We start from the raw sequence: 16345 nt of genomic DNA on the forward strand, positions 1-16345 counted from the left end.
CTCATGTATTGTAAGGGTCAAAATATATTTAGGATCTTCATAGGGGAAAATTATTGAGTCCGCACGATCGCACACCTTTACCAGACTAACCCAGACTAACAAAAATTGACGCTATGGGACTATTTAAGTTTTTTCGCCCCGCACCCCGCACCCGCGATCGCTGGTTCGCCCTAATTTTAGGAATGACGATCGCCCTGAGTGCGTTAGCAATCAATCCTGCACCCGCTGCCGCCGCTGATGGCACAAATCCGCCCAACTTACAGTCTCAGACTTCCCCAGCCACTCCCGCGAATCCGCAACTCTTAGCGCTGCGGAGTCCGGAACTTCCGGCGGATACGGGCAGTTTTGTGACGGCGGCAGTCGATCGAGTCGGGCCGGCAGTTGTTCGCATTGATACCGAGCGCACTGTCAGCCGCAACCTCGACCCCTTAATGGAAGACCCATTCTTCCGCAGATTTTTGGGAGAAGATTTGCGCAGCATGACCCCCAGACAAGAACGCTTGCGCGGTCAAGGTTCCGGCTTCATCATTGACAAAAGCGGGATTGTTTTAACCAACGCTCACGTAGTTGACAAAGCCGATCGAGTGACTGTCACCTTAAACGACGGCAGGACATTTCCAGGAGAAGTGCAAGGTACTGACGAAGTAACAGATTTGGCTGTTGTCAAAATTAATACCAAGGGTGTTAACTTGCCCGTGGCAACCCTAGGAGATTCCGACGCGGTGAAAGTGGGAGATTGGGCGATCGCCGTGGGCAACCCCCTGGGATTTGACAACACCGTCACCTTGGGAATTATCAGCACCCTGAAACGCTCTTCAGCAGCCGTCGGCATTCCCGACAAGCGGCTCGATTTCATTCAAACCGACGCGGCCATCAATCCCGGCAATTCCGGCGGCCCGCTGTTAAACAGCAGAGGAGAAGTGATTGGCATCAACACGGCGATTCGAGCCGACGCAATGGGTATTGGGTTTGCGATTCCGATCGACAAAGCCAAGGCCATCTACGCGCAGTTAGCCAAAGGAGAACAAGTCAGCCATCCGTTTTTGGGGATTCAGATGATTGCTTTGACTCCTGAAATGGCCAGAGAGAATAATTCTGACCCCAATGCTCCTTTGATTGTGCCGGAAGTTAAGGGAGTGTTAGTGATGCGAGTTGTGCCAAATACGCCTGCTGAGACAGCAGGGGTTCGCAAGGGGGATGTCATCGTTCAAATTGACGGTGAGGGAGTGACTGAGCCCGAACAGTTGCAAAATTTGGTGGAAAACAGCAAAATCGGTCAAATTCTGGAACTGAAGGTGCGCCGCGGTGCCCAGATTAAAGAACTTGCGGTTCAAACTGCTCAACTGAGGGATTTTTAACTAAAAGGGGAAGGGGGGAAACTGTTAGAAACCCTTTCCTTCTTCCTTATTCCCTCTTCCCTCGAACTGAAATCCGCTACATCCGTTACATCCGTTACATCCGTTACAGAATCCGTTGCCGAACTTTCTTCCTCTATATGACACGAGTGCAACTTGCCTATCCCAAAATTCCCGATAGTAAAAATTGCCCTAACGAACAATGTATAGCTTTTGAGAAGTACGATGGCACTAATTTGCATTGGGTTTGGGAATTTGAACTCGGTTGGTATGCTTTTGGTACGCGCCGCAGTAGATTTGATTTGGATGAGATGGGAATTGCAGAATTTAATGCTGCACATCCAGGTTTAGAAGAAGCACCGGAAATATTTAAGAGAGATTTTGCTAGTCCGTTAGAGTCTATATTTCGAGAGAACGAACAGTATCACTGCGCTGAAAATACTGTGTTTACAGAGTTTTTTGGTGCTAGCTCGTTTGCGGGAATGCACCAAAAGGACGATCGCAAACAATTGGTGCTTTTTGATGTGAAAACCGAGGTCGGTATGGTTGTTCCCGATCGGTTTATTCAGGATTTTGGTAAATTAAATATTGCGCGAGTGATTTATCGCGGCAAACTGACGGGCAAGTTTATGGACGATCTTCGCAAGGGGAAATACGGTGTGGATGAAGGTGTTGTGTGCAAGGGAGGCCGAAATGCTAATAATCTGTGGATGGTGAAGATTAAGACTGATGCGTATATGCAGAGATTGCAGCAAGCTTTTAAGGATGATTGGGAAAATTACTGGGAGTAATATCAAACTGATAGATCGACAGTCATTCGATTTTAGATTTTAGATTTTAGATTTTGGAGGCGACCCCACGGATAAATTTGGGGGCTTGAGGATTTTAGATTTTAGATTTTGGATTGATTCCACGGATAAATCACGTGGCGGGTACCATCAAGAAATTCTTGGTCACAAGCCAAAGTGGGAAATATCGGCAACTTCCTTCGATTTGACAATACCGTTGCGTAAGTCATCAGGAATTAAGTATATTGGTCGTAATCAATAGACAACCAATAAAAAAATCAGGGAAAATTTAGTGATGACCTCTGTGGAGCTTGAAAAAAAAGCCATGACTGAAGAAGATGTGGCAAAGTTATGGGAAGCGTTCCAAGTATTTGACGCGGACGGGAGCGGTGCTATTTCATCAGAAGAACTGGGTCAAGTGATGCGATCGCTAGGCCAGAGTCCTAACGAAACCGAGCTGCGCGACATGATCAAGGAAGTGGACGTAGACTTGTCGGGCAGTATCGATTTTGAGGAATTCAAAATGCTGATGGTGTCCCAGCAGGGCGATCGCCAGAGTCGTCTCAAAATGGCATTTAGTGTATTTGATGAGGATGGCAGCGGTCAAATCACTAAAAACGAGATGCAGGGTGTGATGAGTCAGTTTGGGCTGACAGAGCAAGAGCTCGATGAGATCCTCAAAGAGGTAGACCATGACGGCGATGCCTCAATTGACTTTAAGGAATTCTGCAAACTTGTACCCGATGAGTCAGAGATCGCAACCGGATATCAAGACTCGCCGGTTCCGGTTGTCAGTACACAGACAACCGAGATTTCAGACAGTACAGCCGCTGCGATCGCAAGTACAGCAACTGCTATCAACGAGGCAGCTTCTGCCACTATTGAACCTAATCTAGAAGAAGCACCCACTGATAGCAATCCAGAAATAGCACGCCTAAAAGAACTACTCGCGCAACACCCACAAGCTGAGAAGAAGCGCGGTACCTCCCGCTTGCAGATGCAGATTGGTTTGTTTCGTCTGATCCAGGGAGCAGCCTACCGCAGCTTCCGCGAGAGTTTTTCCGCCAACCACGAGACTCACCTGCGCGTGAGAAACTTGCCATACAGAATCGTTGATTTTGTGCAATTTGTCAGATGTGCGATCGGGCTTTATAAAGGATTGGGTGTAGTAGAGTCGGCGTGCAACCCTCTACTGGATGCAGTAGTTAAATCGATCGAAGAGGAATATGCCCGGCTACAAAATCGCATCAAAAACTGGAAAACCATAGAAAAAACTCCAGAAATGCTGGCCGAACAAAAAGCCATGTTGGAGGCGCGGGGTAAGTCTGCCTCCGCCAAGGAAAAGTTTGCGGCGGGAGTGGAGTTTGCAATCACCATCAAGAAGAAAAGTCTCAACTTGCGCGACATCGCCGAGGGCGTGCTTGCCATCAACGAACTCAACCGACTGCGGAAAATGGAACTGAGTGAGGAAATGGCACCGCCACCAGCCCAATCCGAGGGAGATCCCAAAGACTACCTGAAGAAGTGGAACCGCGTCATCGTCTCGGATGCTTCAGAGGAAATCGATGGTGCGATGATGCCAGTCGCCTATTGGTATGAAGACTTTATGCCGAAGTTGCTGGCTGCCTTCAGCGTCTGTACCGCAGCAGATATCTCCTTGAACACAGTCCCTGACGAAGCGGCTTTAAACCAGTGGTACGAAGCCACTAAAACGTCAGGGGAATTTGGGCGCTATGGGACGGATGTTGCAGAAAGCTTTCCCAAATGCGCTCCAAAACAGAAGCTGATGCTTCAACAAGCATGGCGCTTGACGCACAACTACCTAAATGGGGTACAGAAACGGCGCGAACGCATGGAGTTTGGGCGCGAGTCTGGCGCACTCTCGCAATATGTCTCGTTCATCGATATATATATGGGCCGCAGTGAAATAAAGAATTCACAAATGCGCGTCAGTTTCCCTTACTATATTGGCCCTGCGGTGTGGCGTTTCTTCCACACTACGGCTGAAATCGTCTCTACGAAGACCCCCAAACAGCAAAAAACTCTGGTGGCCATCTTCAAGGATTTCTTCAAGCTGTTTGCCACTATGTATCCCTGCCCTTACTGCCGCCACCACCTCAACGCCTACGTCGTGCAGAATAAAGAGGTGGAAATGTACCCTGTGGAGTACCTCGTGCTTGGGCGCGACCCGCGTCTGAATAACTTTGAGGTATCAATGGAGGCGAAGCTTTCCACCGTAGTAGATGGCGATTCCCTGCGCTTATTCTTCTGGAAGCTGCACAATACTGTCTCCTCATCAATTGCGCGATCGGAGGAGTGGTATCACAAGGATGAGAAAGCATTTTATACCACTCGTTATTGGCCGAGCATTGACTCTGAGCTAGCACGAGCCAACGCCCTCAAACACATTAGCATTGCCACCGATCGGATGTACCGCCTCTACGGTATGCTCAAGCCTGCGGCACGACTGACAGGGGTGAGAGCAACATTGCAAAAGCTGTTGGATAAGCGGGATGAGGAAGGCATCAAGGAGGCCTGCTTAGTTGCCCAAGATTATATCAAGGAGTTGGAGGAGGCGATCGTCACGGGACAATTCCTACAAGAGACATATTACTTTGACCCTGACCTTGTTGATCGAGCTCCAGTCTTTAGTCCTGAAGAAGAGGAGTTTGCTCGCAGCGGTGTGTTCGTAGAGGTTGCTTAGATATCAGTCAGTAAAAAGTTAAGCTTAAAAACTTAACTTTTTACCTCTTCAAAATTTCGATATAACTAATAGCATCACAGCGCTTAAATTACTGTGTTTACAGAGTTTTTTGGTGCTAACTCGTTTGCGGGAATTCATAAAAAGGACATCGCAAACAATTGGTGCTTTTTGATGTTAAAACCGATCGCGGTATGGTTGTTCCCGATCGGTTTATTCAGGATTTTGGTAAATTAAATATTGCGCGAGTGATTTATCGCGGCAAACTGACGGGCAAGTTTATGGACGATCTTCGCAAGGGGAAATACGGTGTGGATGAAGGTGTTGTGTGCAAGGGAGGCCGAAATGCTAATAATCTGTGGATGGTGAAGATTAAGACTGATGCGTATATGCAGAGATTGCAGCAAGCTTTTAAGGATGATTGGGAAAATTACTGGGAGTAATATAAAATCTGAAGACTAACTTTTTTCATGAATCGATCGAGTAGTGCGATCGGTGAAACCTCCTCTTTTGCTCGCCCTTTACCAGAAGTGTTGACAAACAATTTATCTTGTGATCAGATGGCAGTGCTGAACTTGCAGAGCGATCGCGTGAATGTCCGGGTGGGGGCTGAGGTGGCGGATTACCTGTACCGGATGGCTGCGGGCAATCTCAAACGGTTTGTTACCTATTTTGGCTTGGAGAGTAGGATGGCGCGATCGGTTTATATTACCCAACAGTCGGTGTGGGGGGTTTGAAATCTAAAGTTTGAGTCTACCATCGATCCTTTGCCCCACTCTAATTGATGGCCCAATGGAAAATTTTCCATCACCGGCAGGGAATACAGTCAGCGCCATCATACCAGAAGCAATCCAAACGGCAGGACAAGGGCTACATCCCTTAAGCATTTTTGCCTCTGCCGAATTCTGGTAGATTATGGGGTAATATTATATTTGCAGGAGCAGGGTGCCTAAAAGCTTTACTCTAATGTTAGATAGCATTAAATCTAAGGCTGTCTGGGGCTAATTTATAAAAAGTATTTAAATAAAAAAAGAAATTCTTATGACAAGAGATATCGATATTTTAAAAGATGAAAAGGTAAATTGCTACTCTTTTATGGTACAGCTAAGTGTTGAAGATTATCTCAACATGGTAAGTAGGACATTTAAAAATAGAGGAGGCTTAGAAGGACAAAGAGATACATTAAAAACAACAACAGCTATTCGGATTAGGGAGAGAATGGTTCAAGATATAGAAGCAGGCGCACTAATTCCACCAATAGTCTTAGGAGTAATCGTGCCGAAAGATACTTTTGACCAACTGGAGACATTAAAAAACAGAGATTCCTTTTTAGAATTGATGGAAGGAATTGATAGTGATAGCATTTCTATTATCGACGGAATGCAAAGAACTACAGCTCTACATGAAGCACAAAAGAAGACAGATATTAGTAACAACAAAATTCGTATAGAATATTGGATTGCCTCTCAAGTAAATAGTCTTACCTACCGGATGTTAGTTTTAAATACTGGTCAAGTTCCTTGGAATATAAGGAGACAGATTGAAACCGTTTTTAGGTCAATTATTAAAGAATTAAATGAACAATCTACTTGCGTCAAGATTTGGGAAATGAATGACGCAAAGCGAAGTTCATCACCTGGACAATTTCAGGCTGATAACATTATAGAATTATTTTTGGTTTTTGGGGCAAGAAAAGAAAAAATTGACTTACAGGAGAGGCTAGCAGATGAATTTATGCGACAAGACTTTATAGAATCAGCAGCCAATTCAAATTTCACAAATATATTTTATGAAGTAATAAATTATTTGGGTAAATTTGATCGAGCTATAGCCACATATAAAGATAAAAATTCAAAAGAATATTTTAAAGACGGTAATTTATTCAGAAAAAGTCAACCAGCTTGTGTTGGTTTTGTAACAGCAATAGGTTTGTCTGTACTGGGTAGACCTGGCTCGAATTATAGCCCAGAAAAACAGAATGAAAAATGGAATCAAATTAAAAATGATGCCGATAAAATGTTAGAACGTATATCTAGTCTAAAGAGTAACGAAATAAAAGATTTTCTAGATTTTCCAACTTTAAATGAATTGATTGGTAAAAAACCAGCTAAGTCTAATGAAAGAGAATTCTTTCTGCAAGCTTTTAAAATCTTAATCGAGGAAAACTTTAAAGTTGACAATATGACTCCGTGTTGGAGAGCTTACTGAAAAACTTATGTCTAGAAGCATGATAGACGCTAACAAATATATATTTGAGCTATTAGCTGAATTTGTCCAAACAAGTGAAGTTGCTGTGCCTGTTTCTAGTAATAAACGATGTATTAAGACAAATACTAAAGATAAAAAATGGTTGCAAGAACTCAAAATTATAAACAAGCAGTTAATTTTACCCAATTTCCAAACAGCCTCATTTGAATTTAATAGCCATAAATACTTTGTTGCCGTCGGTTGGCAGAGTAAACAAACTATTGATAGTGATGAAGTTATTGAATTTGTAGAACTGAATGCGGGCATAGTTACAGCATTACTATTTGAACTTAAAATTCCTCTTAGCGATGAAGCAAATCCTTATGATATTGCCGAGTATATTTTATATGATGACCCTATAAAATCAATAATTAAATATGAAGATTATTCTTTAATAAGCAATGTTTTTGAACCATTTTCTGTCTATCGAATTCCAGAAAATTCTCCTTTTATCGAAAAAAATGATATAGATTTAATAAGGATATCAGGCTTCTATGCTTTAAAAAATAGCCAATTAATTGCCTTGAAATTTTCTAGTAAAACATTTGATAAATTTGAAAATATTTTTTTTGAAGGCTCAAAAAAAATACCTTATGAAAATTTATTATTTAGTTTAGTTTCTGTTTCTTGGAAATATTCATTTCTCGATATTTATAGATGTATAGAAATGCTGTTTCCCCTATCCTATTTAGAAATTTTTCACAAGGAATTGAAGATCGAAGATTCGCTCTTAAAGTTTTCGGCTGATGTTGAAAAGTACATGGGTTGGAAACCTAAAGAAAAAGATGCGGTTAATAAACTAATTGACGAGTCCCCGGAAGAAGCTCGTAAGTTATTGCGAGAAATTAAAAGATTGCTTGATGGTACAGAAGAAGGTAATTGTGGAGATTTTGTTTATAAAATTCGGAATTCTATAGTTCATTTTAGACCAGCAACTCAGTCTATTAATATGGAGGATAATAATTGGGATATGCTAATAACAGCATCTTTACATATCGTTGAATATTGGTATAAGCAATATGACGAACAATTAACGCTTAGATAGTCCCTCCATACCTTACCAACCTTTTCAACAATTCCTACTCTAAAACTTCAAATATGAGGATAAATTAACTCATGGCCGCCACAATTGCCACCGAAGAAAAACTCAAAATTCCCGTTTTAGATGCCGGTTATACCCATGCCAAAGGGGGCAATATAGGAAAAATTTTCAACAACCCAGAAATCCTGCGCCACTTGATTCTATATTTGTCACGCCCCAGCTTTTGCATTGCCCTACTCTTCTAGTTCTAAATATCGAGCCAAAATCCGTTGAATTTCTAGTATTTGTTGCAACTCCAATTGCCCAAGACAGCGCACAAGTCTGCGTTTATCAAACGTCATCGGATCGACGCACACGATAAAACTGTCGGTATTCAGACCATTGAGAGTCGAAGGAATTACTGGCAAAACAATGGGTCGTAAATGCTCGTTTGGAACAGCAGAAGTGATGGGCAGAACTGTGACTTTACTGCGTTGATTAAAAGCAGTTCCTGAAATAATTACGGCTGGTCGAGTCTTGCGGATTTCTGTACCGACTGAGGGATCGAAATTCACGAGCCAGATGCTTCCCAGTCGGTAATCGCTGCTTGCTGCCATGCTTCATCCTCATCGGTTAATTCATCACTCAGTTCATCGAGCAATAAACAGGCTTCTACCATTGCCTGCTGTTCTTGTTGTTTACGCCATGCTTGCAATAAAAGCTCAACTAGCCGACTGCGATTTTCTACACGATCGTCAATGTAACGCACTAGCTCATCTGGCAAAGAGATAGATACTTTCATATTATTTATGCCACTTTTAATACTACCAATGGTAGCACCTCGATCAAGCAGATAGCAAGCTGATGAAGTAGAGCAGCAGCAACGCCCATTCCGTCTGATTCCGATATGCCCAGAATCCTACACAAAATTAGCCGGATCTTGATCTCGCCGATGCTTCAGCAGAATCGGAGAACCTTGGCCATCACCCACCAAAGCCGCCGTTTCCTCCAACGCTTCCCTCAGCCGCTTGGCCGCGTAGATCGACATATCCCGCGGCACATTCACCCGATCGCGCAAATACCGCAAAGCCCCATCAGAACCAGCCGGCGGCGTACAAACTTCGCCAGTCATCATCAAAGTTAAAGCACAACGCAAAGCCTCATCAAATAAGTTGTCATCAGCAGGATTGACTCGAACGATGTTGCGCTGGTGCTTAATGACGCGGTGAAGTGCTTCAGCGCGGGATGTTTCCGGTTCTGGGTACATCACATCCGGCAGTCCAGCCCAAGGCCCATTATCCACGCGGGCTTTATTGACTAGCATCTGAGGTTCGCCGTTTTCATAACACCCGCCCATCTGAGGTGGTAAATCGTGGACGTGGGTGTGAAAATCGCTCTGAGTGCCGCGATAGGTAGGGCGGGTTTCCATCGCCGCAAACCAGTCAGCAAAGCGCGGGTTTTCTTCGCGCATCGAGTAGCCTTTGTAGTAGTAAAGACTGGCATTCATCCGTTCGACGTAGGGCGTAAAGATGACATCCGCAGTGCCAAATTCATCGAGGAAATAAGGCCCCGGAGTGCTAGCCAGAGCCTTTTCTACCTGGGCGACGACGCTGATAAATTGGTCGCGGTTGTGCTGTTCTACTTTGGCTGAACTTGCTGGGTAGCACAGCCAAGAGCACCAGGCTCTAAATAGCAGTCGCTCTAACCGCTGCAGGGGTATTACTGCGGGGTTTTCCATGCCCAAACCCAAGGGGCCGTAGACTCGTTCGAGGGCGATTAAGATGTCATCGCTTTCGGTGATGATGCGGCCGTCTAGTTCGATCGCCGGTAGCATTCCCGATGGCACTTTGCGCTTGTACCAGCTTTCCTTTTCCCCATAGCAGAACATTGTAACTTTGTCAATACGGTAGGGGATTTCTTTTTCTTCCAGCCACAGCCAGATTTTTTGGCAGTAGGGACACCAAGCATGGTTATCGCGGTACAGGGTGACTCGCACATCGGATTCGGTTTTACCGAATAGGCGCAACCGGGATTGAGCGTTGGTGGGGCCGTTGGTGCGATCGACTTCAAAGTCTGTGAGTGCCTCTAATTCTGTCCAACTTAGAGGGGCGAGGCGATCGGTGGGTGTCATAGTTGAATTGGGCTGATAATAATTAGGGCGATGTCTGGGGAGGGGGTGGCGCGTCTTGAATTTTAGCCAGTGCTGCTTTCATTTCAGGAGTTGCTAGCAACTTTTGGGTATCTGCAATCAGACGATCGCCCCAGAGGTTTTCTTTGAGATATTCTACGGTAGCATAGCGTTTGTCGAGTTTCAGAGCTGCTTCTCCCATCGCTAAGCCTTTTTCTTTGTCACCTTTGGTGTAAAATGCTACTGCTAGAGCTAGCATTGCTTCTGCTGCTTTGTTGTCGATCGCGATCGCCTGTTCCCAGCGTTTGATAGCGCCATCGACATCTCCCATTTCGTATTTGACTAATCCGATATTGTTGATAGCGGGCCACAGGTTTTTTTCTAAAGCAAAGGCTTTTTCGTATTGGGCGATCGCCCGATCGAACCGCTTGAGCTTATAAAAAGCATTGCCTAAATCAAATAATGCACCTGGAGTGTCTGGTTTTAACTTCAACCCTGCTTGCAAATATTCGACTGCTTTGTCGTAGCGAGCCTGCCGAAAGTGAGCTTCTCCCAAGGCAAATTTAATTGAGGAATTTTCTGGCGCCAGAGATTGAGCTTGTCCCAAAGCTACAATCCCTTTATCGAACTGCTCGACTTGAAGGTACAAGCTGCCTAACAAAGTCCAAGTTTGAGCATTCTTGGGGGCTAGCTGTGTGGCGAGTTCGGCTCTGGGTACGGCGAGTTCGTACTGCTGGAGTCTGGCTAGCTGGACGGCTTCTTCTGCAAGGCTCAAGGCAGTTTGTTCGAGTTGGGCCGAGTCGATTTGCAGGGTGTAAGGCAAGAGTGCCTGTGCGACAACTGGCTCGGGCATTGTCCACAAACCGAGTGCGAGCACTAGAGATAGTAAAGGAATGCGATTAGGCACTGTACAGCCCCAGAAAAAAATATAAGGGTTTCTCGATCGCCTATAATAACTCATATTTTTGAGTTTTGATATTGCTTCTTGACTCGCAACGCTTCGCGGTTTTCATTTAAATAGACCTCTTGCAAAAATCCTTTTAATCAAATTCTGGAACGGGCAAGATGCCCGTTCCACAAGAAAAACAATTTTGTGGGATGGGCATCTTGCCCGTCCTAGTTATTTTTGCAAGAGGTCTAATACTTCTCAAATTATGTTTACATTCAGGATAGCCGTTTTTCTTCACTGTTTTAGAGACGAATGATTGCCTCACTACAAACAGGCAAAATTATGAGTTATTATAAACTTGACTGAGTTAACAAATAACGCTTCGCGGTTGACAGTTAAAGAGTTCCCAGATTCTGTTTTTTCTCATAAATAATAGTTTGTTTTAACGGGTCGAGAAACGATTTAATTCCTCACTACAAACCTGGTAACTTCTTCATTTTTAGGAACTTGAATGAGTTAATAAAGTCTGTTGAATTTTCTCTAACAATTGTGCTGCCGATAAGGAAGAAGGTAAAATTTTGGCAGATACTTCTTGCAGCAAAAAGTCGATCGCCTCGGATTCCGAATTTACAGCAGACCGATAATCCCAGACTAAAATTGGCAGTTTTACTGCCATTTGCCGCAGGTTGGATAGCGCTTGCAACATAGCGGTTGATTCAGAGGGGGCATCTCGCAAGCACAGCAAAACTAAGTCAACGCTTTGATATTGCAACTGCTGCAAAACTTCTGTCCAGGAGGGAGCGATCGACCCTCGAAATCCTGCGGTTTGGATGTACTGAATCAAAGCTTGAAGGTTGGGAGTAGAAAACTTGGCATTGGGAATGGGAATCTCGGCCTCCGTCGATCGATCGCGATTTTCCAATTCTCCCGTCGGGTTCCCCCCAGCAGTGCGGTGCAAGTCCGGTAAAGTTGAAATGTCGGCCAATAAAATGCTGGGCTTCCAACTCATGCCAGCAGCTACTTGAATCACTTGCCACAACGCACTTGCCACCAACCCAGTACCGTCGGGACTGCCGGCTGCCAAACAGGGAAATACCGACAATCCTTTGACTTGATTTGCCAGTTGCGTAGTTGCGGGATCTAAAGTCACCAAGGGGAGAGAACCCAAATTTCGAGACCGACTTAACTGTTCGATAAAAGCTAAGGGGTTTTGCAGTTGACTTGTACCGTCCAAGACGATCGCGTCGGGCCGCCAAATTCTAGCAACGAGTTCTGCTTGGCCGAGGTCGTCTGCTTCTAAAACCCGGCAGTAGTTGGGGTTGAGCAGTAAAGCGGAACCTTGAGAGGAACTAATTTGCGGGCTGAGCCACAACACAGTTAAAGAACTCCTTACTTTGGGGGTACTGGCTTTACTGTGACCTATCGAGTCTGCCAGCAGCCGCCGCAAAGCGGGTTCTTCCACCGGCAAGCTTAAAAAGCCTTCGGCTCTGTTGACAGAAGCCCGTTCTTTTTCGCCTCTGGTGGATGTGACGATCGCCGGAATCGATCGGGTATCCGGATCGCTCTTGAGCAGCGTCAGCACGTCCCAACCGGACAGCAGCGGCAGCAGCGGGTTGAGGAAAATCGCTTCGGGACTGAACCTGCGGGCTTTTTCCAGCGCTTCGGTGCCGGAACGGGCGACTATTACTTGGTAGCCCAAACCCGAGAGGACGTTGGTTAAATCTTCGATATATTTGGGAACTGCTTCGACTATTAATACTAAACGAGAGCGAGAATTGGCGATCGGAGTCTGATATTTTGGTTTTAATAATTCTTCCTCGGCCTGGGTGCCTCCTGGGGATTCTTCAGAGCTGTTTCCCGGAGGATTTGGGGGCAGCAGCAGGGTAAATTGAGAGCCTTGATTTTCTGAGGAAATAAACGAAACGTCTCCGCCGTGAAGCCGAGCTAGGCGTTGAGTCAGTACCAGTCCCAGTCCGGTTCCTTGAAAGCGTCTGGTGAGGGGGCTTTCTAGCTGTTGGAATTTCTGAAAAATCAGGTGCTGTTTGTCGGCGGGGATGCCAATGCCGGTGTCCCAAACTGTGAATGCGATCCAGCCTTCCCAAACATTTACTTTTAATCCAATTTTGCCGCCTAGTTCGGTGAATTTTAAAGCGTTGGAAAGGAGGTTGACGAGCATTTGCCGCAGCCGCAGTTCGTCGGCAATTAAGTAGCTCAACCCTGGTTCTATTTCGAGTGTAAATTCGATTTGGGCGGAGGGTTCTGCGTTTGCTACGGCGCCCGGAGTGCTCGGCCCAGGAGAGGATTTTTCTTCTTGCTGTTGCAGTTGTTGGGCTTGTTCAAAGGATCTTTTGCAGGTGGCTGCTATTTCTACCGATTCGGGAATTAGTTCTAGCTGCCCGGTTTCCATTCGGGTCAAGTCTAAAATGTCGTTAACTATTGTCATCAAATGCCGCCCGCTTTTATGGATTAGTTTGGCGTAGCGCGTTTGGCGATCGTTAAGTTCTCCGATCAATTTATCTTTGAGGAGGCTGGACAAACCGAGGACTGCCGTGAGCGGGGTTTTTAGTTCGTGGCTGATGCAGGATAAAAATTCGTCTTTGAGTCGGTTTAGGTGGATTAAGTCTGCGTTTTTTGCTGCTAGTTCTTTCGCGACTAAATGTTCTTCGGTGACATCTTGTCCCATTACTAAAATTAGCTGCTCTGAGAGCGGTTGTTTGACAAATTGCCAAATCCGTTGTTGGCCTTTTTGTACGGGGCAGTCGCAAATGTAGGTATCTGGTTTGCCTGCGGTGGGGCACCAAGCTGGAGCGGTTAAGGTTGAGGGGGAGGCGGCGGCGTACAGGGGCAACGGGCAACTGGTGGGTGCGGTTGAATCGCGATCGCCCCTACTTGCTCCTACTAGGCTCATGCACTCTTGGGTGATAGCCTCTCCCTGCACGTTCTTGTATTCGGCTGTTACATGGCTGGGTTTGTGGGGCGAGTGTTTGCCCAAATTTGCTGCTGGTTCTGGAACTGGTTCGGGGCCTGCTCCCAGCAAAATCCGCCACGCTGCGTTTTGGCTGACTATTTGTGCGGTGGGGGTTTGCAATCTCAGGGGCAGGGGCAGTTTTTCGAGGAGTTGGACTAGGGAGTTCAGGCTTTCCGAGGGTTTCAATCCTGCTTCTAGAAAGCGCACTTGAGCGTCTAGGGCGGTGGCGATGGCTGCGGAAACGGGCATTAATTCGATTTCTTTGACTGCTGTTGGCTCTTCTGTGAGGCTGCCGATCGAGCTGCTGTTGAGTGCGGCGAATTGCAGCAAGCTCAGGCTGTCTAGTATTCCTAAAAATTTACCGCTGGCATCTGTCAGGGCGATCGGGCTGTTTGAGGAGCCGTCGGCGGTTTGGCGGTTTGTCAGGGCTGGGTTGTTCAGTGCCTCTGTTTGCAGGTACTGCCAGAATTCGCTGACGCTCAGAGCCGCAGGTAATGTCCTGACTGGTTCGATCGCGATCGGGCTTTCTGACAAAGGTTGTTGCCAGTCGTTTGTGCGATCGGCCGTGGGAGCCCAAAGGCTGCGGAGGTAAACTAATCCCAGGGGCTGTAGCTGTTCGTTGACTACTGCGACTCGATCGCAGTTACAGGAGCGAAAAATTGACCGCAGAGATTCTAGCGCCGCCGTGGATTGGCACAGTGGCACTGGCTCGATAAAATTCTTGAGACTGGGGCTGGTGAGTGGCATGACAAACCTGAGAGTCTGCTATCAATAGCAGTAATATTTTTGATACTCAACGTAGCTGCGGATTTCTGTATCTTATTTGTTTTATATCAGTTCGCTATCAGACCGGGGATCGCCACCGAGACCTGTGAGTTCGATGCCAGCACCCGAGTTGAAGTGACTATCGCTTATTTTAAGGCTTAAGCTTAATTGCAGAAATCGGGCTTTGGGTGCTTGACACAAAAATTAAAGAGTAGACTTTAATTATCCCTCTGTGACAAAGTTGTTACCCATTTTGCTGTTAAGATTGCTTACAGTCAATGTTGCGATGATTGTTAAAATGTTAAGTGTTTTGTAAAGGAGATATCAACTCTGAGCGATCCAGCACTTTCGGGCAATGCCGGCGTTTCACCTACAGCTTTGCTTCCTCAACTGTCGATCGGTATTTATGTCCGATCTGAGAAAATCGCAGCCTCTGCGATCGAGCTTTTGAGGGGCGAACGCTATGCTTTAACGCATATTAAGTCGGCAGTGGAGTTTTTGGGGTTCTTTAAGCACAATTACCACGTCGATTGTTTTGTTTTTGAGGTAGATGGGGATCTGCGCGAGCTTCTGAGCAAGCTGCAAGAACGATCGATCTTTTTGCCAGCAGTGATTTTTTCGCCCCAGCCGGGGGAGGATGGAAGGCCCGAAGCACCATATTCAGATGGTTTTGAGGCTGCCGCCAGTACCGCCGACAAGAGTCAAGAGCAAAGTTGTGCTTTTTTTTACCACCCTGCTGAGGTGCAACTGCCAATCGCTCAAGCGAGCGAAATAGGTGCAGGTATCGATCGGGCGATCGCACAATTTCTGAAACTTTCAACTCCGGTTCCTGTCAATTACCAATCCGCAACAGTCGATGCGACGGCCCAATTGACTGCTCAAAGTTTGCTCAGCCGACAGCAGCGGCGGCTTGCGGAAAAATTACGGGAGCGACTAGGATACTTAGGTGTGTATTATAAAAGAAATTCCCAGATTTTTTTGAAAAATCTGTCGGAATCCGAGAAAAAAAAGTTTTTGGAGCAACTCAAGTCAAGTTATCGCGACATCGTTTTGAATTATTTTTCTCAAGATGCTGCCGTCAACAATCAAATAGATGAATTTGTAAATTTGGCTTTTTTTGCTGATGTTCCAGTGACTCAAATTGTAGAAATTCACATGGAATTGATGGACGAGTTTGCTAAACAGCTACAATTAGAAGGGCGCAACGAGGAAATATTGCTCGATTACCGCTTGACTCTGATTGACGCGATCGCTCATATGTGCGAGATGTACCGGCGATCGATTCCCAAAGAGGCATCTCAGGTTAGAATGTAGAATGATCCACAGCCGAATTTAAGAAAGAATAAGGTAGAAGGTAGAATTTAACAAAAAAGAAAGGAGAAGGCTGGACGGCCGAGCGAGCGCTGAAATTCTTATAAAATAAGAAAGAACAGCGGATTCAAGACAAATAACAACTACAACTAACATCTGGCAACTAATACTC

Annotated in this window: 14 protein-coding genes; 9 read left to right on the forward strand and 5 right to left on the reverse strand. The window is 45.7% G+C overall.

Annotated features, from left to right (window positions below; translation table 11 throughout):
- Positions 1 to 113 precede the first annotated feature (113 nt).
- The 8 genes from QUB70_RS04160 (at position 114) to QUB70_RS04195 (ending at position 8378) form a co-directional block, all read left to right on the forward strand.
- On the forward strand, positions 114 to 1358 hold the full coding sequence (locus tag QUB70_RS04160; protein WP_332978512.1) for an HhoA/HhoB/HtrA family serine endopeptidase: 1245 nt from the start codon (positions 114 to 116) through the stop codon (positions 1356 to 1358).
- 137 nt (positions 1359 to 1495) lie between these two features.
- Positions 1496 to 2146 carry an RNA ligase family protein gene (locus QUB70_RS04165; protein ID WP_332978514.1) on the forward strand — a complete coding sequence of 217 codons (651 nt, stop codon included), beginning with the start codon at positions 1496 to 1498 and terminating at the stop codon, positions 2144 to 2146.
- Between the two features lie 322 nt (positions 2147 to 2468).
- Positions 2469 to 4847, forward strand: a complete 2379-nt coding sequence (locus tag QUB70_RS04170) for an EF-hand domain-containing protein (protein ID WP_332978515.1) — start codon at positions 2469 to 2471, stop codon at positions 4845 to 4847.
- Positions 4848 to 5008: 161 nt separating this feature from the next.
- On the forward strand, positions 5009 to 5287 hold the full coding sequence (locus QUB70_RS04175; protein WP_332978516.1) for a hypothetical protein: 279 nt from the start codon (positions 5009 to 5011) through the stop codon (positions 5285 to 5287).
- Positions 5288 to 5314: 27 nt separating this feature from the next.
- The gene (locus QUB70_RS04180; RefSeq protein ID WP_332978518.1) at positions 5315 to 5581 is read left to right on the forward strand and encodes a hypothetical protein; all 267 of its coding nucleotides are present in this window, start codon (positions 5315 to 5317) and stop codon (positions 5579 to 5581) included.
- Between the two features lie 304 nt (positions 5582 to 5885).
- Entirely contained in the window at positions 5886 to 7052 is a 1167-nt protein-coding gene (locus tag QUB70_RS04185) for a hypothetical protein (RefSeq protein WP_332978520.1), read from the forward strand.
- Positions 7053 to 7059: 7 nt separating this feature from the next.
- Positions 7060 to 8136, forward strand: a complete 1077-nt coding sequence (locus tag QUB70_RS04190; RefSeq protein ID WP_332978521.1) for a hypothetical protein — start codon at positions 7060 to 7062, stop codon at positions 8134 to 8136.
- 71 nt (positions 8137 to 8207) lie between these two features.
- On the forward strand, positions 8208 to 8378 hold the full coding sequence (locus QUB70_RS04195; protein WP_332978522.1) for a hypothetical protein: 171 nt from the start codon (positions 8208 to 8210) through the stop codon (positions 8376 to 8378).
- Here QUB70_RS04195 and QUB70_RS04200 read toward each other — a convergent pair.
- From QUB70_RS04200 to QUB70_RS04220, 5 genes are all read right to left on the reverse strand, one after another.
- Complete coding sequence (locus QUB70_RS04200) at positions 8367 to 8729, reverse strand: type II toxin-antitoxin system PemK/MazF family toxin (protein WP_332978523.1); 363 nt, start codon at positions 8727 to 8729, stop codon at positions 8367 to 8369. The genes QUB70_RS04195 and QUB70_RS04200 overlap by 12 nt on opposite strands.
- The gene (locus QUB70_RS04205; RefSeq protein WP_332978524.1) at positions 8684 to 8914 is read right to left on the reverse strand and encodes a hypothetical protein; all 231 of its coding nucleotides are present in this window, start codon (positions 8912 to 8914) and stop codon (positions 8684 to 8686) included. Before QUB70_RS04205 ends, QUB70_RS04200 begins: the two co-directional genes overlap by 46 nt.
- A 117-nt stretch (positions 8915 to 9031) precedes the next feature.
- The gene (locus QUB70_RS04210) at positions 9032 to 10243 is read right to left on the reverse strand and encodes a glutathione S-transferase family protein (RefSeq protein WP_332978526.1); all 1212 of its coding nucleotides are present in this window, start codon (positions 10241 to 10243) and stop codon (positions 9032 to 9034) included.
- Positions 10244 to 10265: 22 nt separating this feature from the next.
- Entirely contained in the window at positions 10266 to 11147 is an 882-nt protein-coding gene (locus QUB70_RS04215) for a tetratricopeptide repeat protein (protein WP_442927707.1), read from the reverse strand.
- A gap of 481 nt (positions 11148 to 11628) precedes the next feature.
- The gene (locus QUB70_RS04220; protein ID WP_332978528.1) at positions 11629 to 14844 is read right to left on the reverse strand and encodes an ATP-binding response regulator; all 3216 of its coding nucleotides are present in this window, start codon (positions 14842 to 14844) and stop codon (positions 11629 to 11631) included.
- Between the two features lie 396 nt (positions 14845 to 15240).
- Here QUB70_RS04220 and QUB70_RS04225 point away from each other — a divergent pair, with 396 nt between their 5' ends.
- Positions 15241 to 16176 (forward strand): circadian clock protein KaiA, encoded by a 936-nt coding sequence (locus tag QUB70_RS04225; protein ID WP_332978529.1) that lies wholly within the window; start codon positions 15241 to 15243, stop codon positions 16174 to 16176.
- The last annotated feature ends 169 nt before the right edge of the window (positions 16177 to 16345 follow it).

Origin of the sequence: Microcoleus sp. A003_D6 (assembly GCF_036702825.1) — a bacterium.
In the GTDB taxonomy this organism is placed as follows: domain Bacteria; phylum Cyanobacteriota; class Cyanobacteriia; order Cyanobacteriales; family Microcoleaceae; genus Microcoleus.